Source organism: Salinibacterium sp. NK8237 (assembly GCF_015864955.1).
Taxonomy (GTDB): Bacteria; Actinomycetota; Actinomycetes; order Actinomycetales; family Microbacteriaceae; genus Rhodoglobus.
On record NZ_JADYWE010000001.1, the window covers coordinates 313,673 to 338,560 of the forward strand.

25 protein-coding genes are annotated in these 24,888 nt (G+C 60.8%); all 25 read right to left on the minus strand.

The window, feature by feature from the left end; translation table 11 throughout:
* Positions 1-48 precede the first annotated feature (48 nt).
* The 25 genes from lgt to I6E56_RS01680 all read right to left on the minus strand — a co-directional run bounded on the left by lgt (position 49) and on the right by I6E56_RS01680 (position 24,861).
* Positions 49-1,107: a prolipoprotein diacylglyceryl transferase gene (lgt, locus tag I6E56_RS01560; RefSeq protein ID WP_374061212.1), complete on the minus strand. Its 1,059-nt coding sequence runs from the start codon at positions 1,105-1,107 to the stop codon at positions 49-51.
* Positions 1,108-1,131: 24 nt separating this feature from the next.
* Positions 1,132-1,914: a tryptophan synthase subunit alpha gene (gene trpA / locus I6E56_RS01565; RefSeq protein ID WP_197135566.1), complete on the minus strand. Its 783-nt coding sequence runs from the start codon at positions 1,912-1,914 to the stop codon at positions 1,132-1,134.
* Positions 1,911-3,170, minus strand: a complete 1,260-nt coding sequence (gene trpB / locus I6E56_RS01570) for a tryptophan synthase subunit beta (protein WP_197135567.1) — start codon at positions 3,168-3,170, stop codon at positions 1,911-1,913. Before trpB ends, trpA begins: the two co-directional genes overlap by 4 nt.
* Positions 3,170-3,940, minus strand: coding sequence for an indole-3-glycerol phosphate synthase TrpC (gene trpC, locus I6E56_RS01575; RefSeq protein WP_197135568.1), 771 nt, complete (start codon positions 3,938-3,940; stop codon positions 3,170-3,172). Before trpC ends, trpB begins: the two co-directional genes overlap by 1 nt.
* 1 nt (position 3,941) lies before the next feature.
* Positions 3,942-4,172, minus strand: a complete 231-nt coding sequence (locus I6E56_RS01580) for a DUF6704 family protein (RefSeq protein ID WP_197135569.1) — start codon at positions 4,170-4,172, stop codon at positions 3,942-3,944.
* Positions 4,173-4,232: 60 nt separating this feature from the next.
* Complete coding sequence (locus I6E56_RS01585) at positions 4,233-4,799, minus strand: Trp biosynthesis-associated membrane protein (protein WP_231606208.1); 567 nt, start codon at positions 4,797-4,799, stop codon at positions 4,233-4,235.
* Positions 4,799-6,325 carry an anthranilate synthase component I gene (locus I6E56_RS01590; protein WP_197135571.1) on the minus strand — a complete coding sequence of 509 codons (1,527 nt, stop codon included), beginning with the start codon at positions 6,323-6,325 and terminating at the stop codon, positions 4,799-4,801. The genes I6E56_RS01585 and I6E56_RS01590 overlap by 1 nt, the downstream gene beginning before the upstream one ends.
* Complete coding sequence (gene hisI / locus I6E56_RS01595; RefSeq protein WP_197135572.1) at positions 6,318-6,695, minus strand: phosphoribosyl-AMP cyclohydrolase; 378 nt, start codon at positions 6,693-6,695, stop codon at positions 6,318-6,320. Before hisI ends, I6E56_RS01590 begins: the two co-directional genes overlap by 8 nt.
* Positions 6,692-7,444 (minus strand): imidazole glycerol phosphate synthase subunit HisF, encoded by a 753-nt coding sequence (gene hisF, locus I6E56_RS01600; protein WP_197135573.1) that lies wholly within the window; start codon positions 7,442-7,444, stop codon positions 6,692-6,694. Before hisF ends, hisI begins: the two co-directional genes overlap by 4 nt.
* Before the next feature lies 1 nt (position 7,445).
* Positions 7,446-8,285, minus strand: a complete 840-nt coding sequence (gene hisG, locus I6E56_RS01605; RefSeq protein ID WP_197124621.1) for an ATP phosphoribosyltransferase — start codon at positions 8,283-8,285, stop codon at positions 7,446-7,448.
* A gap of 43 nt (positions 8,286-8,328) precedes the next feature.
* The gene (locus tag I6E56_RS01610; protein ID WP_197124619.1) at positions 8,329-8,592 is read right to left on the minus strand and encodes a phosphoribosyl-ATP diphosphatase; all 264 of its coding nucleotides are present in this window, start codon (positions 8,590-8,592) and stop codon (positions 8,329-8,331) included.
* Between the two features lie 60 nt (positions 8,593-8,652).
* The gene (locus I6E56_RS01615) at positions 8,653-9,027 is read right to left on the minus strand and encodes an FKBP-type peptidyl-prolyl cis-trans isomerase (RefSeq protein WP_197105681.1); all 375 of its coding nucleotides are present in this window, start codon (positions 9,025-9,027) and stop codon (positions 8,653-8,655) included.
* 98 nt (positions 9,028-9,125) lie between these two features.
* On the minus strand, positions 9,126-9,788 hold the full coding sequence (gene rpe / locus I6E56_RS01620; protein ID WP_197135574.1) for a ribulose-phosphate 3-epimerase: 663 nt from the start codon (positions 9,786-9,788) through the stop codon (positions 9,126-9,128).
* A gap of 13 nt (positions 9,789-9,801) precedes the next feature.
* Complete coding sequence (locus I6E56_RS01625) at positions 9,802-11,166, minus strand: RsmB/NOP family class I SAM-dependent RNA methyltransferase (protein ID WP_197135575.1); 1,365 nt, start codon at positions 11,164-11,166, stop codon at positions 9,802-9,804.
* Positions 11,163-12,083 (minus strand): methionyl-tRNA formyltransferase, encoded by a 921-nt coding sequence (gene fmt / locus I6E56_RS01630; protein WP_197137990.1) that lies wholly within the window; start codon positions 12,081-12,083, stop codon positions 11,163-11,165. The genes I6E56_RS01625 and fmt overlap by 4 nt, the downstream gene beginning before the upstream one ends.
* 54 nt (positions 12,084-12,137) lie before the next feature.
* Positions 12,138-14,114, minus strand: coding sequence for a primosomal protein N' (locus I6E56_RS01635; protein ID WP_197135576.1), 1,977 nt, complete (start codon positions 14,112-14,114; stop codon positions 12,138-12,140).
* Positions 14,115-14,116: 2 nt separating this feature from the next.
* Positions 14,117-15,313 carry a methionine adenosyltransferase gene (metK, locus tag I6E56_RS01640; protein WP_197135577.1) on the minus strand — a complete coding sequence of 399 codons (1,197 nt, stop codon included), beginning with the start codon at positions 15,311-15,313 and terminating at the stop codon, positions 14,117-14,119.
* A gap of 29 nt (positions 15,314-15,342) precedes the next feature.
* The gene (gene coaBC, locus I6E56_RS01645; protein WP_197135578.1) at positions 15,343-16,542 is read right to left on the minus strand and encodes a bifunctional phosphopantothenoylcysteine decarboxylase/phosphopantothenate--cysteine ligase CoaBC; all 1,200 of its coding nucleotides are present in this window, start codon (positions 16,540-16,542) and stop codon (positions 15,343-15,345) included.
* Positions 16,543-16,551: 9 nt separating this feature from the next.
* On the minus strand, positions 16,552-16,812 hold the full coding sequence (gene rpoZ / locus I6E56_RS01650) for a DNA-directed RNA polymerase subunit omega (RefSeq protein WP_197135580.1): 261 nt from the start codon (positions 16,810-16,812) through the stop codon (positions 16,552-16,554).
* Positions 16,805-17,734, minus strand: coding sequence for a guanylate kinase (gene gmk, locus I6E56_RS01655; protein ID WP_197135582.1), 930 nt, complete (start codon positions 17,732-17,734; stop codon positions 16,805-16,807). The genes rpoZ and gmk overlap by 8 nt, the downstream gene beginning before the upstream one ends.
* On the minus strand, positions 17,734-18,576 hold the full coding sequence (gene pyrF, locus I6E56_RS01660; RefSeq protein ID WP_197135584.1) for an orotidine-5'-phosphate decarboxylase: 843 nt from the start codon (positions 18,574-18,576) through the stop codon (positions 17,734-17,736). Before pyrF ends, gmk begins: the two co-directional genes overlap by 1 nt.
* Positions 18,569-21,883 carry a carbamoyl-phosphate synthase large subunit gene (carB, locus tag I6E56_RS01665; protein WP_197135586.1) on the minus strand — a complete coding sequence of 1,105 codons (3,315 nt, stop codon included), beginning with the start codon at positions 21,881-21,883 and terminating at the stop codon, positions 18,569-18,571. Before carB ends, pyrF begins: the two co-directional genes overlap by 8 nt.
* A complete protein-coding gene (carA, locus tag I6E56_RS01670; RefSeq protein WP_197135588.1) occupies positions 21,883-23,022 on the minus strand; it encodes a glutamine-hydrolyzing carbamoyl-phosphate synthase small subunit in 1,140 nt (379 codons plus the stop codon). Before carA ends, carB begins: the two co-directional genes overlap by 1 nt.
* Entirely contained in the window at positions 23,019-23,513 is a 495-nt protein-coding gene (locus I6E56_RS01675) for a hypothetical protein (protein ID WP_197135590.1), read from the minus strand. The genes carA and I6E56_RS01675 overlap by 4 nt, the downstream gene beginning before the upstream one ends.
* Complete coding sequence (locus I6E56_RS01680) at positions 23,506-24,861, minus strand: dihydroorotase (RefSeq protein WP_197135592.1); 1,356 nt, start codon at positions 24,859-24,861, stop codon at positions 23,506-23,508. The genes I6E56_RS01675 and I6E56_RS01680 overlap by 8 nt, the downstream gene beginning before the upstream one ends.
* Positions 24,862-24,888 lie beyond the last annotated feature (27 nt).

The window sequence follows — 24,888 nt, forward strand, 5'->3', positions numbered from 1 at the left end:
AATCAGTGCCTGATTCAGGCCTGAGGGGGTGTGGCCGCTTGTGGCGGACTATTTCGAATCTACGACAGGAGCGGACTCCTCCGCAGCGCTGACGACAATGTCATGCTCGGAATATCTCTCATCGGAGTTTACAACACCATCCGCGCTCCAGGCGTGACCGTCCACGTAGGCGGTCTTTTCGCGGCCGACATGACGACGCGACTGAACGATGTACAGCACGATGCCGAGGGCGACGGTGAGGATGGCTCCCCAGACGTTGACGCGCAGACCGAAGTAGACCTCGCTCGGATCGATGCGGATGGATTCGAACCACGAGCGACCGACGCCGTACCAAATCATGTACAACGCCCAGACCTTGCCCCACTGCAGGCGGACGGGGCCGACGGCGGTGAATACCGGAACGGTGAGCCCAAGTACGTGCTTCTTCACGAAACCATATTGGCGTTCCATGGTGAGCAGGAACACGATTCCTACAACGTTCCAGATCATTTCGTAGAGGAACGTCGGGTGGAATAGCGTGTCGACGGGCAAGCCAACAGGTATCGCTGAGTTGCCGGCATCGATCTCAAGGCCCCACGGCAATGCCGTTGGCTGCCCGAACAGTTCTTGATTGAAGTAGTTGCCGAGGCGGCCGATTGCCTGCGCGAGCAGAATCGCGGGGGCGAGAGCATCCGCGAAGCTCCAGAATCGGATGCCTGTCAGGCGCGTACCGATGTAAGCACCAACGGCGCCACCGATCAGGGAACCGAAGATCGCGTTGCCACCATTCCAAATGCGAATGATTTCCCACGGGTCTGCGCCCTCGTAGAAGTAATCGCCCGGGTGGGTGAACACGTGGTACAGACGCGCGCCAACAAGACCGAGCGGAACCGCCCAGATGATGATGTCGATGACGATGCCTGGCTCGGCACCGTGGCGCGTCAATCGACGCGACGTGAGCCAAGTCGCCGCAATGATGCCAATCAAAATGCAGATCGCGTACGTGTGAATCACGACCGTGCTGCCGAAGTTGAGGCCTAAGTTGCTCAACCACTGACCAAAGGGAAGGGTAACGAGCGTCGCCCATGAATCAGGCGGACTGGGAATGCTCAATGGCACTAGTGACAAAACGGTGACCTTTCTGAACTGCGACTAAGCAAGAGTACCGGTCGAAAGCGACGCAGCCGTTTTCGCGACCGCATCCACCCCACCGGAAGACAGTGCACTAACAAAAACGGACCCCACAATGGCGCCATCCGCGTAAGTAAGAACTTCGCGCACCTGTTCGGGAGTAGAGATACCAAGGCCGACACAAGCGCTCGTGGAACCCGCTGCCCGCAGGCGTGAAACGAGCGTTTTGGCAGCGGTATCAACGTCGGAACGAGCTCCAGTGATGCCCATGGTTGAAACCGCATAGACAAAGCCGGTGCTGGCCTCAACAGCTCGAACGAGTCGCTCATCGCTGGAGGACGGAGCGGCCAAGAAGATGCGGTCAAGACCGGTGCGCTCGGAGGCGGCAATCCACTCGGTGGCTTCATCGCTCACAAGGTCAGGCGTAATGATTCCCGCCCCTCCAGCAGCCTTGAGTTCGTCAGCAAAGCGATCCACGCCGTACTGCATGATCGGGTTCCAGTAGCTCATCAGGACCACCGGAGTCGAGACTCGAGAAGTAATCTCCGCAACCGCGTCAAACCCGTCTTGCAGCCGGAAGCCGTTGGAGAGCGCAAGCTGCGTGGCCTTCTGAATAGCCGGGCCATCCATAACGGGGTCTGAGTACGGCAGGCCGAGCTCGATTACATCAACACCGTTCTCTGCGAGGGCGACTGCCGCTTCAATACTCTCAGCAACAGTGGGAAAACCGACGGGCAAATAGCCAATGAGCGCTCCCGCACGGTCACGATTGGCTTGGGTGATCGCTTCTTCTACCGCGCTCATGCCTTCTCCCCCGTTGGGTTTTGAACATCGGCAGCCTTCTTATCGTCTGCTACCGCTTTCTCAGCGGAATCAAGCAGATCGAAATATTCGGCGGCAGTTTCCATGTCTTTGTCGCCGCGACCGCTGAGATTCACGAGGATGACTGAATCTGGGCCAAGTTTCTTGCCAAGCTTGATCGCTCCAGCGAGGGCGTGAGCAGACTCGATCGCGGGGATGATGCCCTCGGTGCGGCTCAGGAGGCGCAGTGCCTCCATCGCTTCAGCATCGGTAATTGGCTCATAAGTAACTCGACCAATGTCTTTTAGCCAAGAATGTTCTGGGCCCACTCCGGGGTAATCAAGGCCTGCCGAAATCGAATGAGACTCAATCGTTTGGCCCTCCGCGTCTTGAAGCATGTAGCTGCGCGCACCGTGGAGAACACCTGGACGGCCGCGAGTGAGCGTCGCCGCGTGACGTTCTGTCAGATGCCCCTCCCCCGCAGCTTCGTAGCCATAGAGCGCAACATCGGGGTCGTCGAGGAACGCGTGGAAGATGCCCATGGCATTGCTGCCACCACCGACGCACGCCACGACGGCATCCGGCAGTGCGCCCGTCAGCTTGATGACTTGCTCACGAGCTTCGTCACCGATGACACGGTGGAAGTCGCGAACCATGACGGGGAAGGGATGCGGGCCAGCAACAGTGCCCATGAGGTAGTGGCTGTCATCGACATTGGCAACCCAATCGCGCAGACCCTCGTTGATCGCATCCTTGAGTGTGCGAGACCCTGCGGTAACCGGAACAACCTCGGCACCGAGCAGGCGCATGCGGGCAACATTGAGCGCTTGGCGCTCGGTGTCGACCTCGCCCATGTACACAATGCACGACATCCCGAACAGCGCAGCAGCCGTCGCTGTCGCCACGCCGTGTTGACCGGCGCCGGTCTCCGCAATAAGGCGAGTCTTGCCTAGGCGACGGGCAAGCAAGGCCTGACCGAGCACATTATTGATCTTGTGTGAGCCTGTGTGGTTAAGGTCTTCACGCTTGAGGATGATGCGGGCCCCGCCCGCGTGCTCCGCGAATCGAGGGACCTCGGTGATGATCGACGGGCGACCGGTGTAGCTTGCGTGAAGTTCAGCAAGCTCAGCAGCAAACTCAGGGTCGTTCTTGGCGTCGTTATAGGCGGCATCCAACTCGTCGAGAGCAGCGATGAGCGACTCAGGAACGAATCGTCCACCGAACTCACCGAAGTAGGGGCCTAGTTCATCTTTCAGCATTAGCAGTCCAAAAAGTCTTGCAACGTGGCGATCGGGTCGCCTGTGACGAGAGCCTCGCCGACAAGAACGACATCTGCGCCCGCGTTGCGATAGTGCGCGACATCAGCAGCAGTCTTGACTGCTGACTCAGCGATACGGATGACTCCGCTTGGGATCTGATCGGCAAGCTCACCGAACAGATTCTGATCGAGTTCGAAGGTGCTCAAATTGCGCGCATTGACGCCGACAAGGCTGGCGCCAACATCGAGAGCACGAGAGACCTCGTCTGCGGAGTGTGTTTCGACGAGGGGCGTCATGCCCAGTTCGACGATGAGGTCGTAAAGAGTGCGAAGTTTCTCTTGCTCAAGAGCGGCCACGATCAGCAACACGAGGTCGGCACCTGCGGCACGCGCCTCAAACACTTGATAAGGCTCCGCGATGAAGTCTTTGCGAAGCACCGGAAGCCGCACGATCGACTTGACCGTCATGAGGTCTTCAAGAGAACCGCCAAAGCGGCGCTGTTCAGTCAGCACGCTGATCGCGCTCGCCCCACCGGTTTGATAGGACGTCGCGAGCGATGCGGGATCACTGATCTCGGCCAAAGCTCCACGAGAGGGGCTAGACCTTTTGATTTCAGCGATGATGTGCACCTGCTCGCGAGGAGACAATGCCTCCAGCGCATCTAGCGCAGGAAGCGCATCAGCAGCGGCACGCTCTACATCAGCAAGACTGACGGATTCACGACGGACGGCGGCATCTTCGAGCGCGCCGTCAACTAAGTCGGAGAGCACTCTAGCTGTGAGGCTTGGGGGTGAGCTTGTCGCCACCCACGCCATAGCCAAGCTTCTTCAGCACCTGACCGACAATGAGGCCAACGACGACTAGTCCAGCCGACGCGTACACCAGCCACTCGATGGTGAACCAAAAAGCGAGCGTTCCGATCGTGAACGCGACCAACATGATCACTACAGCGGTCCATGCCGCCGGGGAATTTCCGTGGCCGGGGTCAGTATCAGTACTCATCAGGCTCCATTCTTTGCTGATCCTAAATTGTAGCGGGAGTAACCCGCTTAGCGTTGCCAATCAGCTCTCAGTTGGGTCTATTCCTCGACTTTGAGCGTCCCACTGCGATGCAGGATCATCGGCAACAACAGCGGTAGCTCGGTCGTACTTCTTGGTCGCGGTCGGCCAGTGACGCGCAGAAACAGCCGCTGCGACACCGACCAGGATCACTAACGCCCCGGACGCAAGCGCTGTGTACGACCACGCTGTGCCCTGAACAGCGACAACGAGCGATCGAATCGAATCTGTGCCGCTGATTCCCGTCGCCTCAGTAATCAACTCGGATGCCGCCAGAACCGGGTCAGCTAGTGTGGCTTGACTTACCGCCACGATGATCACTCCCACGATTGCGGCGATGATCCCGAGCACGCGGCGCAGGAGTACAGAAGCAATGCCGAGCGCTGCGACGAGAGCGAAAACTGACAGCGCTAGAGCGGCGAGTGCGCCAGCGGCGTCGCTACCCAAAACCTCGATGCTTACGTCATCCTGAAGCGTGATCGTGAACCACCGCTGGGTCCATGTCAGCATCACGATGGCGCCGAGCAGCACAAGGCCACCAAGCACAATCGAACGTGAGCGCTTCAACATCATGAGCTGAGGTGAGTCATCGCATTGGCAACCGCAACAGCCCGAAGCGGGGCTGCAGCCTTGTTCTGGGCCTCTTGGTGCTCGGCGTCGGGGTCAGAATCGGCCACAAGACCAGCTCCGGCTTGAACGCGAGCCATGCCATCCACGATCGTGACCGTGCGAATTGCGATGGCAAGATCGGCGTCACCGGCGAAGTCGAAGTAACCGACGACTCCCCCATATACCCCGCGCTGTGCGGGCTCGAGCTCGTCGATGATCTCCAGCGCGCGCGGCTTGGGTGCGCCCGAGAGGGTGCCTGCAGGAAAAGTTGCTCGGAACACATCGACCGCGGATGCACCGGGCCTCAGGTCGCCTTCTACTGACGACACGAGGTGCATGATGTGACTAAAGCGTTCGACCTGCATGAACTCAGTAACAGCGACGGTGCCGGGGGTGCAGACCTTGAGGAGATCATTGCGCGCCAGGTCTACGAGCATCAGATGTTCAGCGCGCTCTTTGGTGTCTGCGAGTAGATCCTCGGCAAGCTGAAGATCGTGTTCTGTGTCCGCGCCACGTGGTCGAGAGCCAGCAATCGGATGCATGTGCACCCGCTGCTGCGAGACTTTGACGAGTGCCTCTGGGCTTGCACCCACAATCGAGTACGGCCGACCATCGGTGTCAACCAGCGACAGCAGATACATGTACGGCGACGGATTGAGCGTTCGCAAGACACGGTAAACATCGAGCGGCGTTGCCGAGACCTCATGATCAAAGCGTTGCGAAATCACGACCTGGAAGACATCGCCGTCGCGGATAAACTCCTTCGACTTCTCGATCGCCAAGGCGTATTCTGCCGGCGTGGAGCGCGAAGTCGGATCCGGATCGATCTCGATATCTACATCAGCGAGGAAGGCATCCGTGGGTTGAGCGAGGCCAGACTGAATCAGGTCGAGGCGGGACTGGGTCTCAGCCCACATCTCCTCGAGATCTTGATGCCCATCGTTCAGTGCGGTCGAGATGAGCATGACGGTGCCGAACCGGTGATCGAGCACCACGAGGTCAGAGACAAAACTCAGTGCCTGACTCGGGACATCGAAGTCGGCGGGCGGCGCATCAGGAAGACTTTCCAGCTCGCGAACAGCCTCCCAGCCGATGAACCCCACCAGACCACCGGTCAGAGGAGGGTGGCCCTCAACGCGCGGCGTTTTCCAGCGCTCGTTCAGATGCGCGAGTGCTTCGAGCGGAGCCGTCGGGCAATCGTCGCCAAGGATACGCTCGCGCGGCATCCCGTAGTCAATCCACTCAACACCGTGCTCGTGCTCAGTGAGAACGCCGAAACTGGCGACCCCCACGAAAGAAAAACGGGACCAAATTCCGCCCTGCCCTGCTGACTCAAGCAAGAACGTTCCGGGGTTTGCTTTCGCGAGCTTGCGATAGACACCGACCGGAGTTTCACCGTCGGCAAAAAGCTGACGGATAACGGGCACAACCCGATGACCACCAGCAACCAGCGACTCAAATTCATCGCGACTCGTCGTGCTATTCATCGGAGAACCCTTGGTGCGGCAGGAGCGGATCTACTTCGAAGCACGAGTGCGCGCCGGTGTGGCAGGCCGGACCGACCTGCTCGACACCGACCAAGAGTGCGTCGCGGTCGCAGTCGAGGGCTGCGGTACGGACGTATTGGCGGTTTCCGCTCGTGTCGCCCTTGCGCCACAGCTCTTGACGGCTACGGCTATAAAACGTCACGCGACCCCCGGTGAGCGTGCGGGTCAGCGCCTCCGCGTTCATGTAACCGAGCATGAGCACCTCTTTGGTGTCCCACTGCTGAATGATCGCTGGCAACAAACCATCGGCGGCGAATTGTGCGCGTTCAAGCACATCGCTGACGGTCTCCAGAGTGAGTTCATCGCTCATCGTGTAACCAATCCATGACTGTTGAGTGAAGCTTTAACATCTGCCACCGTCAACTGGCGACTGTGAAAAACGGATGCTGCGAGCACAGCATCAGCGCCGGCATCGATCGCCGGCGCGAAGTGTTCGACTCTGCCCGCTCCGCCACTGGCGATGACCGGGACTGTCGCAAACTCGCTGATCGCGGAGACGAGTTCGAGGTCAAAGCCCTCTTTCGTGCCATCTGCGTCGATGGAATTGACGAGCAACTCGCCCGCTCCGCGCTCCATGGCCTCGCGAGCCCATTCGAGCGCATCACGGTCTGTCTCGGTGCGACCACCGTGCGTGGTTACGATCCAGCCGTCACCACGGCGTTTGATGTCGAGACTCAGCACGAGGACCTGCGCACCGAAACGGTGGGCAATGTCGTCAATCAACTGCGGCCGGGCAAGAGCTGCGCTGTTAACTCCGACCTTGTCTGCGCCGTGGGCAAGGAGTTTGGAGACATCGTCTGGCTCACGCACTCCCCCGCCGACAGTCAGAGGGATAAAGATTTGCTCGGCGGCGGAGCGCACGACTTCGTACATCGTCGCGCGACCTTCAACCGTGGCTGTCACGTCGAGAAACGTCACTTCATCGGCGCCCTGCTCGTAGTACAGCCGAGCGAGAGAAACTGGATCGCCCGCGTCTCGCAAGTCTTTGAAGTTGACGCCTTTGACGACGCGACCGTCGGCGACATCGAGGCAGGGAATGACCCGAACTGCGACCGCCACTTTAGATCCTCGCTGCGTGAATCGCGCTGACCAAGATCGCGCGCGCCCCAACCGCGTGAAGCTCGTCCATGACCTGATTGGTATCGACGCGACGCACCATTGAGCGCACCGCAACCCACGCAGGGTCTTGGAGCGGCGAAACGGTTGGACTCTCGATACCGGGCGTTACCTTTGTTGCGGCCTCGAGGAGCGCAACCGGAACGTCATAGTCGATGAGTACGTATTGGCGAGCGACAAGCACGCCCTGGAGGCGACGCTGGAGTGTCGCGCTGCCGTCAACTTCGTTGCCTGAACTAATCAATACAGCGGTTGAATCGAGGATGACGGGGCCGAAGATTTCGAGACCCTGTGCCCGCAGCGTCGAACCTGTCGACACAACGTCGGCCACAGCATCCGCAACTCCGAGTCGGATGGCTGACTCAACAGCGCCATCAAGACTGACGAGCTCGGCTGTCACGCCGTGACGCTCAAGGAAGGCTCCCACGAGGCCGGCATAGCTGGTGGCAACGCGAACTCCGTTGAGGTCGGAAAGCTCGGTGAAGCGACCAGGCTCACCCGCGAAACGGAAGGTGGAATCGCCAAAGTTGAGGCTGGCGATCTCTGTCGCGGTGGATCCGGAATCCAACAGGAGGTCTCGGCCGGTAATTCCTACGTCTAGGGCTCCAGAGCCCACGTAGGTCGCGATATCGCGTGGGCGAAGGTAGAAAAATTCGACGCCGTTGCGTTCATCGCGCACATTGAGTGCACGCGGGTCGCGACGGCCAACGTAGCCCGCTTCGTAGAGCATTTCGGATGCGGTCTCGCTCAGTGAACCCTTATTGGGCACTGCAACTCTTAACATGTCAGCTCTCAGTCAATTGGTGCGAAAAGGGGGCGTCGAGGCGTTAGAGATGTCGCCAGACGTCCTCAGGGCTGAGCCCCTTGGCAACCATCAGAACCTGAAGGTGATAAATCAGTTGGGAGATTTCGTCCGCGGTTTCTTCGTCAGACTGGTACTCGGCTGCCATCCACACTTCGGCAGCTTCTTCTACGACCTTCTTGCCGATCGCATGCACGCCAGCATCCCAGAGGGCAACCGAACCAGAGTCGGCGGGGCGTTCCACCGCTTTGCGGCTGAGTTCAGCAAAAAGTGCATCAAAGTCTTTCACACGTCAAGGGTACCGCCCCGGAGGGCGGTCCCTTGCCGCATGACGACTAACGCGTCGTGACTAGTTCGTGCCAAGCAGGTCGATGACGAAGGTCAACGTGCGGCCGGAAAGCTGATGCCCTCCGCCAGCAGGCCCGTACGCGAGGTGTGGCGGGCAGATGAGCTGGCGACGGCCGCCCACCTTCATGCCGGGAATTCCTTCTTGCCACCCGCTGATGAGCGCCATCAGCGGGAAGTTAATGGACTCGCCACGGCTCCACGAGGAGTCGAACTCTTCGAGGGTCTCAAAGTCAACGCCCAGATAGTGCACGTCAACGGTAGAACCAGCAGTTGCTTCTGCGCCGGTTCCCTCTTCAATGTCAATAATGACGAGTTCGGTGGGGGCATCGCCCGCGTAGAACTCGACCTCTGGCTTAGTTTTTCCTGAATCGGTCATGCGACCAGTCAACCAGAAGAGCAGACAGAATCAGCGCTAGCGGATGCCCTGTATGCCGATGTTCGCTCTCGGCGGTGTGGACGAGAGCGCGCGGCTGGTTAGTGGCGGTGCGCGCTGGCGCGCTCACGGAGCTCAGAGACGCGCAACGAAGGATCATCTCCGCGATAGACCGAAGAACCCGCGACGAAAGTGTCAGCGCCGGCGGCGGCAGCAATCTCAATCGTGCGCTCATCAACACCGCCATCAACTTCGAGCCACACGTCGAGACCACGCTTGTCGACCAGCTCACGAAGCTGTCGCAGTTTCGGCATCGTCTCTTCCATAAAGCTTTGGCCACCAAAACCCGGTTCGACCGTCATCACGAGAACCTGGTCGAACTCCTCGAGCAGTTCGAGATACGGCTCGATTGCGGTGCCCGGCTTGACCGCGATGCCCGCTCGCGCACCCTTCGCGCGCAGCGTGCGGGCGAGAGCCACCGCATCCGCCGCCGCTTCGGCGTGGAAAGTAACGCCATACGCACCGAGATCGGCGTAGTCGGGGGCCCAGCGGTCGGGATCGGTGATCATCAAGTGCACATCGAGCGGAATCGGCGAGACCTGTTGAATACGCTCCGTCATCTGGAGACCGAATGTGAGGTTGGGCACGAAATGGTTGTCCATGATGTCGACGTGGACGAAATCCGCATTCGAAATCTTCGCGATGTCGCGCTCAAGGTTGACGAAATCGGCGGCGAGAATACTGGGGCTAATGCGCACTGACATACCGAGAGCCTATCTAGGAGTCTGCTTTGACAAGGAGTTGGATGAACATGGCATCTGTGCCGTGACGGTGCGGCCACAGCTGAACATGGGTTGCCTCTGGCAGGTCGAGTTCTGCTTTCGAGAAACTCTGAACAACAGAGGGCGTATCCATTTTGGTGATGCCCTCGGCCTTGCGCAGCACAGAACCGACAATCGCCTTGGTCTCGGCGGCATGCGGCGAACACGTGACGTAGGCCAAAACTCCACCCGGCTTGAGTGCTTTCAACGCTGACTGCAGCAGCGCGGTCTGAATCGCGCCCAATTGCGCGACATCGCCGGGCTGTTTGCGCCAGCGAGCTTCAGGGCGACGGCGAAGCGCGCCGAGACCAGTACACGGCGCATCAAGCAGGATGCGGTCGAACTGCTCGGGATGATCCTCGCCGATATCGATGCCGTCTTTCTCCCAGACCTCAGGCGGAGCGTCGAAGACCGCGAGGGCATTGCGAACGAGCTTGGCACGAGCCGGAATCAGTTCGTTGGCGGTGAGCACGGCACCACCCTCCAGCGCTTCCGCGGCTAACAGCGCGGCTTTGCCACCCGGGCCGGCACACATATCGAGCCACGACTCCCCCGCCACAATGGGCCGAACGCGGCTAAGCGCGAGTGCCGCAATCTGGGAGCCTTCGTCTTGCACGCGAGCGCGCCCCGCGGCGATGGCCGAGTTCTTCGACGGGTCTCCTTCACGCAAAGTTCCACCCACGGGCGAGTATTCTGCCGGCGTGATGTCGATGTTGGCGACCTCCGAGAATCCAGGAAGCGCCGCGACCGATACCCGGGCCGGAACATTGTCTGCTGCGAGCAAACCTTCGAGCTCAGCTTCGCGACCCTCAGCGACCAACACCTGTCGGAAGGCCCGGGTCACCCACAACGGATGCGAATACGCCACCGCAAGGGCTTGCTCCCCCGAGCCTGCAGCACCGATCACTCGCTCGCGCCAGGTATCAGCGTCGTGCTTAGTGATCGCGCGCAGCACCGCGTTGACGAACCCGACCGCGGAACGCGATCCGATCATCTTTGCGAGGCGCACCGACTCATCCACTGCCGCGTGTGAGGGAACGCGCATCGACAGCAACTGATGCGTGGCGAGGCGCAACACGTCGAGCACGGGCGGGTCAATCTTGGAGACATCGCGGCCAGCCGCCTGAGCGATCACCGCGTCGTAGTAACCCTGCATGCGCAAGGTGCCGTAGGTCAGTTCGGTGGCAAGCCCGGCATCCGCGCTCGACAGTTTCGCGCGCTCCAAGTGCACGGGAAGCAGGAGGTTCGCGTACGCATCCGACTCGCGCACCGCCATAATGACGTCGAGCGCGACCCGACGGGCTGACTGTGCGTAGCTCACGAAGCCACCACCTCTGATTCTGAGTTCAGGCCGCGCCACCAGGCTGCGGCATCCATTGCTTTGCGTCCCTCGGGATGAACCCGGAGAAGTTCGAGTGGTTCGGTTGCGGTACCGACCAAAACCTTCTTGCCGACGAAATCGAAGTGCCCCGGCGCGAGAGTCGGGACGTCGCGAGCGATCGCGGCCTCGAGAAGCTTGAGTCGTGCTCCGTCGATTGTCGTTGAGGCACCGGGTTCGGGAGTCACGCCACGAATGCGGTTGTGCACTGTCTGCGCGGGCGCTGTCCAGTCAATGCGTCCGTCTTCGAGCGACAGCTTGGGCGCAAGAGTCACGTCGCCGGTCTGCGGAACCGCGGTGGCAGTGCCTGCGCCAATGGAGTCGACCACGCGACTGAGTAGCTCAGCGCCGGAGAAGGACAACTGCTGCAGGAGCGAACCTGCTGTTTGCTGCGCGCCAATCGGTTCCGTCATCGTCGCGAAAACGTCGCCAGCATCAAGCTGCTCGACGAGTTGAAAGACGGCTGCGCCCGAAACGGTATCGCCGGCCATGATCGCGCGCTGCACGGGTGCAGCCCCGCGCCATTGCGGCAAGAGAGAGAAATGCAGGTTGATCCAGCCGAGCCGGGGAATGGTGAGAACTGAGGCCGGAACAAGCCCGCCATAGGCCACAATCACGCCCAAATCGACATTCAGATCCGAAATTGCGGATGCCGCAGCGACGTCGAGCCGATTGGCGCGAATCACGCTGATCCCGGCTTCTTCAGCGCGCGCGGCCACTGGCGTCGGTGTCATGACCCGGCGGCGGCCCTGCGGCGAGTCGGTGCGCGTGAGCACGCCGGCCACCTCGTGCTCGGAGTTCAGAAGCGCGTCAAGACTGGGAACAGCAACCTCGGGGCTACCGGCAAAAAGAAGTCGCAACGAAGTCATCCCCCAATTGTCTCGTGAAATAGCCCACACGGGTGCACGCTGGGGCTACAGGTCAACAAACGGCTCCAGATCGTCGAGATGAACGCGAAGCCCGGGCGTCGGCTGGCTGGAGCGTGGAGCCCCCGGTTTGCGGCTGCTGCGGGACACCGTCGTGGCCGCAACCACGAGTGCTTTGAGTTGCTCTGCGACGGCCGCTCCGTCTTTGTAGTCGAAACGGATGATGGTGCGAACCAGGCCATCGGGCAGATCGACGGGGCCGAGCACATCGAGAGGCGCGACCGGCAGCTGGCTGATCGCATCCGAAACGAGCGGAATCTTTCCCGTGAGAGTCGCGACTCGCACTGCCGGCGGAAACCGCAACTCACGGCGATCGGCGAGTTCAGCTTGAGCGAAATCTTCTTGGCGCCACGTGACAAGTGCTGTCGCGAGTGAGCCGCCAACACCAACAACGACCGAGGGGGCGCCGTCCGCGCCGAGAGCAATCGCGTTTGACCACGCTCGAAGACAGTCCTCAGCAACACGCAAACTCTCTCGCGCCAACATTCCGGCGCCGTCAAGCAAAATGACGGCGCGGTAGCCGCCCTCTGCGATCGGCTCAGCACCTCGGGTAGCAATGATGAGCGATGGCTCGTTGGCCACCGTGAGAATCTGATGCTCGCCATCCGCGACGATCACACGATAGCCAGGGAAGGCGCGTCCTAGTTCGTCAGCGGTACGGCCGGTGCCCGATCCAACCATGCGCAGTCGAGTGCCGTCACACTCACGACAGCGCCACTTGACGGCAAGCGCGCCGCACCAGACACAGCTGGGAGTAGCGGATGCCGACCGTTGCGCAAGCGGCCCGGCGCACGTGGTGCAGCGGGCAGTCTGCGAGCACTCGGCGCAGGCCAAGCGGGGTGCGTAGCCGGGGCGCGCCACCTGCACGAGCACAGGACCTTCGTCGAGCCCGGCACGCGCCGCCTTCCATGCTGAGGAGGGAATACGAGCAAGGGCCGCGAGCCGGTCTTGGCTCTCTTGGTTTGCGGTAGGGATCACTTTCGGTGGCCGGATGCCGCCAGGGCTGATGGCCGCTATCCACCCCACTTCAACGAGTCTTTGCACTTCGGTGCTGCGCGAATGGCTCATGAACACCAGCGAACAGTGCTGCTGTTCTTGGCGGAGCAGTGCGGCATCCCGCGTATGGATATACGGCGTGAGATTTTCGCTGTAGAGCGGATCGCCGTCATCCCACACCACGATCAGCCCGAGATTAGATGCGGGCGCGTACACCGCGGAACGGTTGCCAATGATGACGAACGGGGTGTCTTCGTGGGTGCGTAGAAAGTTGCCGTAGCGCTTCTGAACGCTCTGGCGAGCATCCAATCTCAACACGCGCTCAGCGGGCAGCAGAGCCGCGACGGCTGCCTCAAGTTGTTCCTGATCACGAAAGTCGGGGGTCGCCAGAATCGCGGTCGTGCCGCGAGCAAGAGCCTGCGAGGCGAGTTCGGCCATCGTGACAGCCCAACGGCCAACCCACACGCCAGGAGCGACCTCCGCTACGCCAGTCGGTGCTGCCAGCGCGGCCCGCTTGTGCTCGGCGATAAGAGTGCCGATGGCACCCGCGTCGAAGTACGACACTGCACGCGCTTCAGGGAGCGGGTCGTACGTGACCGTCGCGGGCTCGGGGAGTGATTTCTCCGCCCGAGCGTGACGTTTCGGGATGCCCAACCGCAGCACATCGGCTGCATTGCCGGCCGCCCGATCCGCCGCCGTGCGCGCCAGAGTCCACACCTCTGGCGACAACACGGGAAACGGGGAGATTACTGCGTCGAGCTCGCTGAGCTTGCCTGCGTAGGCGACAGTATCGGTGAGCTCAACAATCCAGCCCTCCACGAGCCGGCCGAGCGTGCGCAGCGGAACCTTGACACGAACGCCAGCGCGCGCCTCGGCACGAAACTTCTCGGGAACCGCGTAGTCAAAGAGTCTGTCGAGTTGGGGCAGCGGCGAATCAATGAGCACCCGAGCGATGGATGCCTCACTCATCTCTACAGCCCGGCGGCCCCGCGAAGAGCCTCAACGCGGTCAAGTCGCTCCCACGTGAACTCAGGAAGCTCACGACCGAAGTGACCGTAGGTTGCAGTCTTCGCGTAAATGGGACGCAAGAGATCGAGATCGCGGATGATCGCGCCCGGTCGCAGATCGAATACCTCATGGATCGCGCCCAAAATGGCCTCGTCAGAAACATGGCCGGTGCCAAAGGTTTCGACAAACAGGCTGACGGGTGCTGCTCGGCCAATCGCATAGGCGATTTGGACTTCGAGACGATCAGCAAGACCTGCGGCAACCGCATTCTTCGCCACCCAGCGCATGGCATAGGTCGCTGAACGGTCAACTTTGGAGGGGTCTTTGCCACTGAATGCTCCCCCACCGTGACGGGATGCCCCACCGTAGGTATCAACGATGACCTTGCGCCCTGTGACACCGGCATCACCCTGAGGGCCGCCAATTTCGAAGCGACCGCTTGGGTTCACAATGGACTGCAGATTCGACAGGTCGAGGCCGGCGCTTTCTGCAATCGGTCGCACGACGAGTTCTTCGATCTCACGGCGCAACTGGGCGGTCGAAACAGACGGCGAATGCTGCGTCGACAACACGACAGTCTCAATGCTGCGCGGCACCGATCCCTCGTAGCCCACGGTGACCTGAGTCTTGCCGTCGGGACGCAAATAGTCGACCAGGCCCTCCTTGCGCACCGCCGCAAGACGCTCGGCCATGCGATGAGCGAACCAGACAGGAGCAGGCATGAACTGCGGAGTCTCGTTAGTGGCGTATCCGAACATGACCCCCTGGTCGCCGGCGCCCAAGAGATCCAACGAGTCTGTTGAATTGCCTTCACGCGCTTCGAGCGCACGATCAACGCCCTGAGCGATGTCGGGAGACTGCGCACCAATCGAGACAGAGACACCACACGAACGACCATCAAAGCCAACATCAGACGAGTTATAACCGATGGAGGAAATGCGATCGCGCACGATGGCAGGGATGTCGGCGTAGCCGGTTGTCGTCACTTCGCCGGCGACGTGAACGAGCCCCGTTGTCACGAGAGTCTCGACAGCGACCCGAGCATTCGGGTCTTCTTCGAGCAAAGCGTCAAGAATGCTGTCGCTGATCTGATCACAGATCTTGTCGGGGTGTCCCTCGGTAACAGACTCCGAGGTGAAGGTGCGCAGGGGCGAAGTCATAAGCCGTCTCCGGTAGTGATGAATGGATGTCAGCGGGCTGCGAACACAAGATCCAGAATGCGGTGAGCCACCGACAACTTGCTTCCGCTTGCCTCACCCACTCTATCGCCGACCTTGTCGATGACGATCACGGTGTTACGGTCTGAGGCAAAACCTTCAGTCCACCCGACGCGGTTGATCACCAAGAAGTCGCAGCCCTTACGCGCGATCTTTGCGCGGCCCAGCTCAAGTAGCGCAGCGTCGTGCGGCTCAGTCTCGGCAGCGAAGCCAACGACGATCTGGCTCTCGGGGCTCTCTGCCGCGAGACCACGCAAAATGTCAGGGTTCTCCTCAAGACGCAACTCGAGGGTGCTCGAATCGCTGCGCTTCTTAATCTTCGATTGAGCAGTCTCGGCCGGACGGTAGTCAGCAACCGCCGCCGCCATAACGATGGCATCGGCCGACTTCGCTTCAGCCTGCACCGCTGCCTGAAGTTCCAACGTCGTGGACACCTGAATGCAGCGAACTCCAGCCGGAAGCGGCACTTCAAGATTGGCGGCAATGAGGGTGACGTCAGCACCGCGCGCCGCGGCGGCCACAGCCAGAGCAACGCCCTGTTTGCCGCTCGAACGATTGCCAATGAAGCGCACCGGATCGAGGGGTTCCCGAGTGCCACCCGCCGTAACCAGCACCGAGCGACCGACGAGATCGCGCGACGAGACCACCGTCTCAAGAACCGCGGCGACAATGTCGCTGGGCTCAGACATCCGTCCGGGTCCGCTATCGGAACCAGTCAACTGGCCGGATTCTGGACCAACAATGCGGATGCCACGCGAACGCAAAGTCTCGATGTTGGCGACCGTCGCCGGGTTCTGCCACATCTCGGTGTGCATCGCCGGCGCCACAAGAATGGGTGCGCGGGTCGCGAGGATGGTGTTGCCGAGGAAGTCACTCGCTTGACCGGTCGCGATCTTAGCGATCGTGTTCGCCGTAGCGGGAGCGACGACGATGACGTCTGCGGCTTGGCCGACAGAGACGTGCCGCACCTCATCCACGCCTTCATAGAGGTCAGTGTGGACGGGATTGCGGCTAATCGCCTCAAGGGTAGGTAGGCCTACGAACTTGAGGGCGTTGCTCGTGGCCACGACATGAACGTCGTGGCCAGCGAGCACCAGCTCACGCACAACCGAAACCGCCTTATAAGCAGCTATCCCGCCGGAGATCCCGACGACAATGTTGAGCGCGGCCACCGAAGGGTTCTATTCGTTGCTGAGGCGCTTGAGCTCGAGCTTGTTCTCGTTGATCTCGTGGAGAGCAACCGAGAGCGGCTTGTCGTCAATCGTGGAGTCTACGAGGGGCCCGACGTTGTCGAACAGGCTGCCCTCGTGGAGGTCAGCGTAGTAGTCGTTGATCTGACGAGCGCGCTTCGAAGCGAAGATGACGAGCTGGTACTTGGAGTCAACCTTCGACAGCAGTTCGTCAATGGGGGGATCAATGATGCCCGAGTTCTTGTCAACCATGAGGGTGCTCCTTGGAGTCGGAAGTGGTCGCGCCAGCGGGCGCATCCATCAATTCTACGACTTCTTGAGCCGCTTGGCTTACTTCTGTGTTCACGACTTTCACATCGAACTCTTCTTGAGCCGCCAATTCGACCTTTGCGGTCTCTAAACGGCGGGCCTGTTCGGCGGCATCTTCGGTGCCACGACCGATTAGGCGGCGCACCAATTCTTCCCACGTTGGCGGGAGAAGAAAGACCAAAAGGGCCTCGGGCATGACGCTTCGAACCGAACGCGCGCCTTGCAAATCAATCTCAAGCAACACCCGCTTTCCTTCAGAAAGAGCGGCATCGATCGGCGGGCGTGGAGTGCCATAGCGGTACGAATTATGCACGACCGCCCACTCAAGCAACTCAGCGTTTGCGATCATCGAGTCGAATTCGTCATCGGTCACGAAATAATAGTGAACACCGTCGACCTCGCCAGGCCGGGGCTTGCGGGTAGTTGCGGACACGCTCAGCAACACATCCGGGTGGTTGTCACGGATGAAGCTCGACACGGTTCCCTTGCCGACGGCGGTCGGGCCCGCCAAGACCACGAGCCGCGTTGGCTCTGGCCCTTGGCGCTCCGAAAGGTAGGCCGCGAGCCGTTCGCGCTGCTTCGGACCGAGGCCACCGACGCGCTTGCGATCGGCGATCGCCAGATCGGCCATGATCGATTCGACACGGGTTGGACCGAGAGACGGAACACTCATCATCAGTTCGCGCACGAGCAGGCGGGCCTCTGCGCTGTCAGGTTGAGCCCATGCCGTTCGGGCGACGCTGAGGGCAGTCCGAGCGCGCTCAGCAACTTCGCGTTTAACGGATGCCCGGGCGCGTCGCGCCGCAATTGCCGCGCGGGAAGCCGCTGCGCGGTCAACGGCGGGTGGCTCCGGGCGAGGTCCCATTAGCGAACCTGCTCACGAAGTTGCGACCGTAGCGATCGAAGCTCGGCCGGAATCTGACTCGCACCCTCTTGCAGAACGCTGCGGGAAACGGTCACGATCGTATTCGCCACGGCATCACCGTAGAGCTCGCGCGCCTGCTCGACCTGAGCACCTTGGGCTCCGAAACCCGGTGCCAGAATCGGCAGATCAACCAGCTCACCATTGCGGATGCCATAGTCGGCAACCTCGACGGTGGCACCGATCACGACACCAAACGACCCAAGCCCGCTTTCGGTATTGAGAGCCGCCACGTCGCGCACAACGCTAGCGGCGACGGTCGCCCCCTCGTGTTCACCTTCAGTGATGCGAGCCGACTGGATGGTGTGAGCCGAAGCGTTAGAGGTCGCCGCCAGCACGAAAATACCTTTACCTGCTGAGCGAGCAAGCTCGAATGGCCCAGACAGCTCCGACACTCCTTGATACGCCACAGCAGTCATTGCGTCGGCCTCGAGGGGCGAGCCCGGGGTCAGCCACGCTTGCCCGTAGGCATCGACGGACGACGACAGGTCGCCACGCTTCACATCGGCAATCACGAGCAATCCGGCGGAGCGCGCCAGGGCGAAAGACTCCTCGAGAATCGCGTAGCCCGCGGACCCGAAGCGTTCGAAGAAAGCGACTTGGGGCTTGATCATGCCTACGTTGCCGGCGGCGGAATCCACCGCACGAAGCGCGAACTCACGCACGCCGTGCGCGTCGTTGGAGAGTCCCCAGCTTTCGAGAAGGAACGGATGCGGGTCCACTCCCATGCACACTCCCCCAAATTCTTCGAAGGTCTGCGCAAGCCGTGAGGAGAAACTAGGCATTGTTGGCTACCTTCTCGAGCTCGGCGGCACGATCCAGAGCGTAATCCTGAAGCGATCGCACATCAAAGCCGTCGCGAATAGCCTCAAACGACGCGACAGCGGCCGCAAGCTGGGCCATGGTCGTGAAGATCGGCTTGTCGGCGGCGACTGTCGCGGTGCGGATCTCGTAGCCATCGGCACGCGCACTGCGTCCGCTTGGCGTATTGATCACGACATCCACCTTGCCGTCGTTGATCATTTCAACGATCGACGGTTCAGCAGCATTTGCTTCTTGGCCCATGAAGTACTTGCGCACCACTTGAGCTTCGATGCCGTTGCGCGCGAGAATCTCGGCGGTGCCTTCGGTAGCCAGAATCGTGAAGCCAAGCTGGCTAAGGCGCAGAACCGGCAGGATGACGGCACGCTTGTCACGGTCAGCAACCGACACAAACACCGACCCGCTATCGGGCAACCCGCCGTACGCGGCTTCTTGGCTCTTGGCGAATGCCTTGGGGAAGTTCGAGTCGATACCCATAACCTCACCGGTGGAACGCATCTCCGGGCCGAGAACCGAGTCAACGACGTGGCCCTCAACAGTGCGGAAGCGTCGGAACGGCAGAACCGCTTCTTTCACCGAAACCGGCGACGTCGATGGCACTTGCGAACCATCGAGAACCGGCAGCAGCCCGCTCTCAACGAGTTGGCGGATGCTTGAACCAGCCATGACCAGAGCAGCAGCCTTCGCCAGCGGAATCCCGAGTGCCTTCGAGACGAAGGGAACCGTACGGCTGGCACGAGGGTTGGCTTCGAGCACATAGAGGATGCCCTGGCCGATCGCGAACTGCACGTTCAACAAACCGCGCACGCCGACGCCCTCAGCGATGGCGAGGGTAGCCTCGCGCACTCGATTGAGCACGTCGCGGCCAAGAGTGACCGACGGAAGGGTGCACGCCGAGTCGCCGGAGTGAATACCGGCTTCTTCGATGTGCTCCATGATGCCGCCGACGTATAGCTCAGTTCCATCATAAATTGCGTCGATGTCGATCTCGATGGCGTCATCGAGGAAGCGGTCAACGAGCAGCGGTGAGCTCGGCGAGATGATCACGACGTCGCGCACCCGGTCGAAGTAGTCGGCGAGAGCTTCGGAGTCATAAATGATTTCCATGCCACGGCCACCGAGCACGTGCGAGGGGCGAACGAGAACCGGGAACCCGATGTGTTCGGCAATCTCGATCGCTTCTTCTTGGTTGGTGGCGGTGCCATTCTTCGGCGCGAGCAGTCCAGCGTTGTCGAGAATCTCCGAGAACAAACCGCGTTCTTCGGCAAGGTCGATCGCCTCTGGCGTTGTTCCGAGGATGGGGATGCCGGCATCCTTGAGGCCCTGAGCGAGTCCCAGAGCCGTCTGGCCACCGAGCTGAACGATCACTCCGAGGAGTTCACCGCTCTGGCTCTCTGCATGGATGATCTCGAGCACATCTTCGAGCGTGAGGGGCTCGAAGTAGAGGCGGTCACTCGTGTCGTAGTCCGTCGAGACCGTCTCGGGGTTGCAGTTGATCATGATGGTCTCGTAACCCGCATCAGAGAGGGCAAACGAGGCATGAACGCACGAGTAGTCAAACTCAATGCCCTGACCAATACGGTTCGGACCGGAACCAAGAATGATGACCTTCGTCTTGTCGCTCGGGGCAACTTCAGTCTCGGAGTCATAGCTTGAGTAGTGGTACGGGGTGAGAGCCGGGAATTCCCCAGCACACGTGTCGACCGTCTTGAAGACGGGGCGCACATCGAGTCCCCACCGCAGGTCGCGGACCTCTGCCTCAGTGGTCCCCCGAAGCTCAGCGATTTGCACGTCACTGAAACCATGGTTCTTGGCGTGCGTGAGCAATGCAGCAGACAGCTCAGCGGCATCCGCAATGTCGACCGCAACCTCGTTGATGAGAGCAATCTGATCAACAAACCACGGGTCAATCTTGGTGGCTTCGAAGACCTCTTCGGTCGTGGCGCCGGCGCGCATCGCCTGCTGCACCGTGACGATACGACCGTCGGTGGCAATGGACGACAGAGCCAACAGCTCCGCCTTGTCGCCGACTTCGCCCTTCCAATGGAAGCTCGAGTCGCGCTTTTCGAGTGAACGAAGCGCTTTCTGCAAAGCGGTCGAATAGTTGCGACCGATTGCCATGGCCTCACCGACCGATTTCATCGTGGTCGTGAGACGCGTGTCTGCCGCCGGGAACTTCTCGAACGCAAACCGCGGAACCTTGACCACGACGTAGTCGAGGGTCGGCTCAAAGCTCGCCGGTGTGACCTTCGTGATGTCATTGGGGATCTCGTCGAGGCGGTACCCGATGGCGAGCTTGGCAGCGATCTTAGCGATCGGGAAGCCTGTCGCCTTCGACGCCAGAGCACTCGACCGCGAAACGCGCGGGTTCATCTCGATGACGATTACACGCCCAGTGGCGGGATCGATCGCGAACTGAACATTGCAGCCGCCGGTGTCGACGCCAACGGCGCGGATGATGTCGATGCCGATGTCGCGGAGATTCTGGTACTCACGGTCGGTGAGCGTGAGCGCCGGGGCAACAGTGATCGAGTCACCGGTGTGAACACCGACCGGGTCAACATTCTCAATCGAACACACGACAACGGTGTTGTCTGACGTGTCGCGCATGAGCTCGAGCTCGTACTCTTTCCAGCCCAGGATGCTCTCTTCGAGCAGCACCTCGGTCGTGGGGCTCTGGTGCAAGCCGTCAGTGACCATCCGGATCAGTTCCTCGCGTGAATACGCGAAGCCAGAGCCGAGGCCGCCCATCGTGAAAGAGGGGCGGATCACAAGTGGATATCCGAGATCCTCGGCAAACTCAACCGCCTCAGGAACCGTGCGCGCGATGTACGACTTCGCGACCTCGGCACCACAATCGATCACGAGCTGCTTGAAGATCTGGCGGTCTTCACCACGGTTGATCGCTTCGAGGTTCGCGCCGATCAGTTCGACGTTGTACTTCTCGAGGATGCCGTGAGCGTCGAGCTCGATGGCAGCGTTGAGAGCGGTCTGGCCACCCAATGTCGGCAGCAGCGCATCCGGACGCTCCTTGGCAATGATCGACTCGATGACTTCCCACGTGATCGGTTCGATGTAGGTTGCATCGGCGAAATCGGGGTCAGTCATGATTGTGGCCGGGTTCGAGTTCACCAGGATGACTCGGATGCCCTCCTCACGCAGTACGCGGCAGGCTTGCGTTCCGGAGTAGTCGAACTCTGCGGCCTGACCGATAACGATCGGGCCGGAGCCGATGACCAGTACCGAGGAAATGTCTTCTCTCTTGGGCATTACTTGCTGTCCTTTGCGTTCTCGAGAACAAGGTCGCGGAACCTGTCGAAAAGATAGTTGGCATCGTGGGGGCCTGAGGCCGCCTCGGGGTGGTACTGCACTGAAAAAGCGGGGATGTCGAGGGCGCGGAGACCCTCAACAACGTTGTCGTTGAGGTTGACGTGGCTGACCTCGACGCGGCCAAAGCCCGCCGGTGACTGGCTGATTTCGCCGATGGGGGCGTCAACCGCAAAACCGTGGTTGTGCGCGGTTATTTCGGTGCGCTGTGTCTGCACATCGATGACGGGCTGGTTGATTCCGCGGTGGCCGAAGGGCAACTTGTAGGTGCCGTAGCCGAGTGCGCGACCGAGCAGCTGGTTGCCGAAACAGATACCGAAGAACGGCAGCCCCTTCGTGAGCACCTCAGTGAGGAGCGCAACGTGAGCGTCGGAGGCCGACGGGTCGCCTGGACCATTGGAGTAGAAGACGGCGACCGGCTCGATCGCCATCAGCTCGTCGAAGGTGATGGTCTGGGGCAGCACGTGAACGTCGAAACCGCGCTCGGCGAGGTAGTTGAGCGTTGACGTCTTCACTCCGAGGTCGAGAACGGCCAAACGACCGATGCTCTCCCCCACCGCGGCGACAACATAGGTCTCGGATGTCGATACTTCTGATGACAGGCTCTGGCCGCTCATCTGGGCTGCGGCCGTGACAGCGGCAAGCTGCTCGTCGTCGCTGAGTTCGGCATCCGCTCCAGAGAAAATTCCCCCACGCATTGAGCCGGAGTCGCGCAGGCGACGCGTAATTGCGCGAGTATCGACCCCGCTGATTCCCACGATGTCCTGTTTGACGAGCTCGTCGTCCAGCGATCCATCGGCGCGGTAGTTCGAGACGACGCGGCTAGCATCACGCACAACGAAGCCAGAGACCCAGATTCGCGAGGATTCAGGGTCCTCATCGTTAACCCCGGTGTTGCCGATGTGCGGTGCCGTCATGACGACGATCTGGCCCGCATAGCTGGGATCGGTGATCGTCTCTTGGTAGCCCGTCATACCGGTGGCGAAGACTACTTCGCCAAGGCGCTGGCCTCGGGCGCCGTAAGCCTGACCGAGATAGCGCGTGCCATCTTCAAGGACGAGCACTGCAGGTTCAAAAGTCACAGGGACTGCCTTTCATTGCCGACGACTGTTTCGAGGGCGCGTTCACACGTCTCGGGGTCGTCCATTCGGAAATAGCTATCGACTGCAGTGCCATCGAGCGTCCACTCGATCACCTGCAGTCCGTTGTTTTCGACCACGCGGTCGATGGTCCAGGTGGCGCGGGAAATGCCGCGCACGGTGTCACGAGCAAGCCAGAGGTCGTCTGATCCCGCACGCGAAACGACGATTCCTTCGGGATGGACCTCGAGCAAGCAATTCGCCCGGAATCCAAGGCCATGCACGTTCACGCGGTTCAGCTGATCGCCGGCAACCGTGGTCGAGACGTACTTGCCGCTAAACCGCAGGTCGCTATCGTCGAGGTCGGCCGGCGGTGCAACTGGAAGACCGATGTGTGCCTGTCGTCGCTTTCGCGCGTACCAGCCAGTGACCATGAGTGCGAGGATTACGGCCACGAAGCCGATCACTATCAGCGTTGAAATGTCTTTAGACATGAGCAGCCTCGCTTTCAGCCAGTCTGGCCTGCTGAGCGACCTCAGTCGCGTCGACCACGTCGCCATCTCGAACGGTTTCGTAACCGTTATGGATGGTGGTCATCACGCGACCAGGAAGTTCGCGTCCAAGATACGGCGAGTTCGTGCTCTTGCCCCGAAGTGACTCGGTAGAGAACGTTGACCGTGCGCTCGGGTCGAGCAGCACGAGGTTCGCGGCTGAACCGAGAGCGAACGGTGTCGCGTAGCCATCAAGACGACCGATTTCGGCCGGCTTCTGCGATAGGACGCGTGCGACATCCGTCCAGTTCAACTGACCAGTATCGACGACAGCCTGCTGAACGACGTTGAGGGCGGATTCAAGACCGACCATGCCAAACGCAGCTTCTGCCCACGAGCATTCTTTCGCCTCGGGCGGGTGCGGCGCGTGGTCGGTAGCGACAATGTCAATGGTGCCGTCGGCGAGAGCGGCACGAAGCGCGTGAACGTCTTCGTCACGACGCAGAGGCGGGTTCACTTTGAAGCGAGCGTCGTAGCCGCGCACAAGCTCTTCGGTGAGCAGCAGGTGGTGAGGCGTCACTTCGGCAGTAACCGCAATTCCGCGCGCCTTAGCCCAACGGATGACGTCAACAGAACCAGCGGTGGACAGGTGACAGATATGGAGGCGTGCCCCCACGTGTTCGGCGAGCAACACATCGCGGGCGATGATCGATTCTTCTGCGACGGCAGGCCAGCCCGCGAGGCCAAGCTCACTCGACACCGCGCCCTCATTCATTTGAGCGTCGACGGTGAGCGTCGGCTCCTGAGCATGCTGGGCGACCACACCATCAAAAGTTTTCACGTATTCGAGCGCGCGACGCATGAGCAACGCGTTGTGAACGCACTTGCCATCGTCGGAGAAGACGCGCACGCCGGCTCGCGAATTCGCCATTGCGCCAATCTCGGAAAGCTTGACGCCCTCGAGCCCTTCGGTGACAGCGCCGATGGGGCGCACTGTCGCGTACCCGTGGTCGATGCCGAGCGACTGAACCTGCTCAACAACTCCAGCGGTGTCTTGAACCGGCATGGTGTTAGCCATCGCGAAGACAGCGGTGAAGCCGCCCATCGCAGCAGCACGACTGCCCGAGAGCACCGTTTCGCTCTGCTCAAAGCCGGGTTCCCGCAAGTGAGTGTGGAGATCGACAAGTCCGGGCAGAGCCTGCAGGCCTGAGGCATCAATCGTGCGATCAGCGGATGTCGCGTCGGTGAAAACCCCGCGCTCAATCGTGAAGTCGGCGCGCTCACCGTTGGGCAGCGTGGCGTTGACGATTCTGATACTCACGAGAGTCCTCTTCTCTGGGTTAGTACGCATTCAGGGGCGGCGGGCATAATTCCCGCG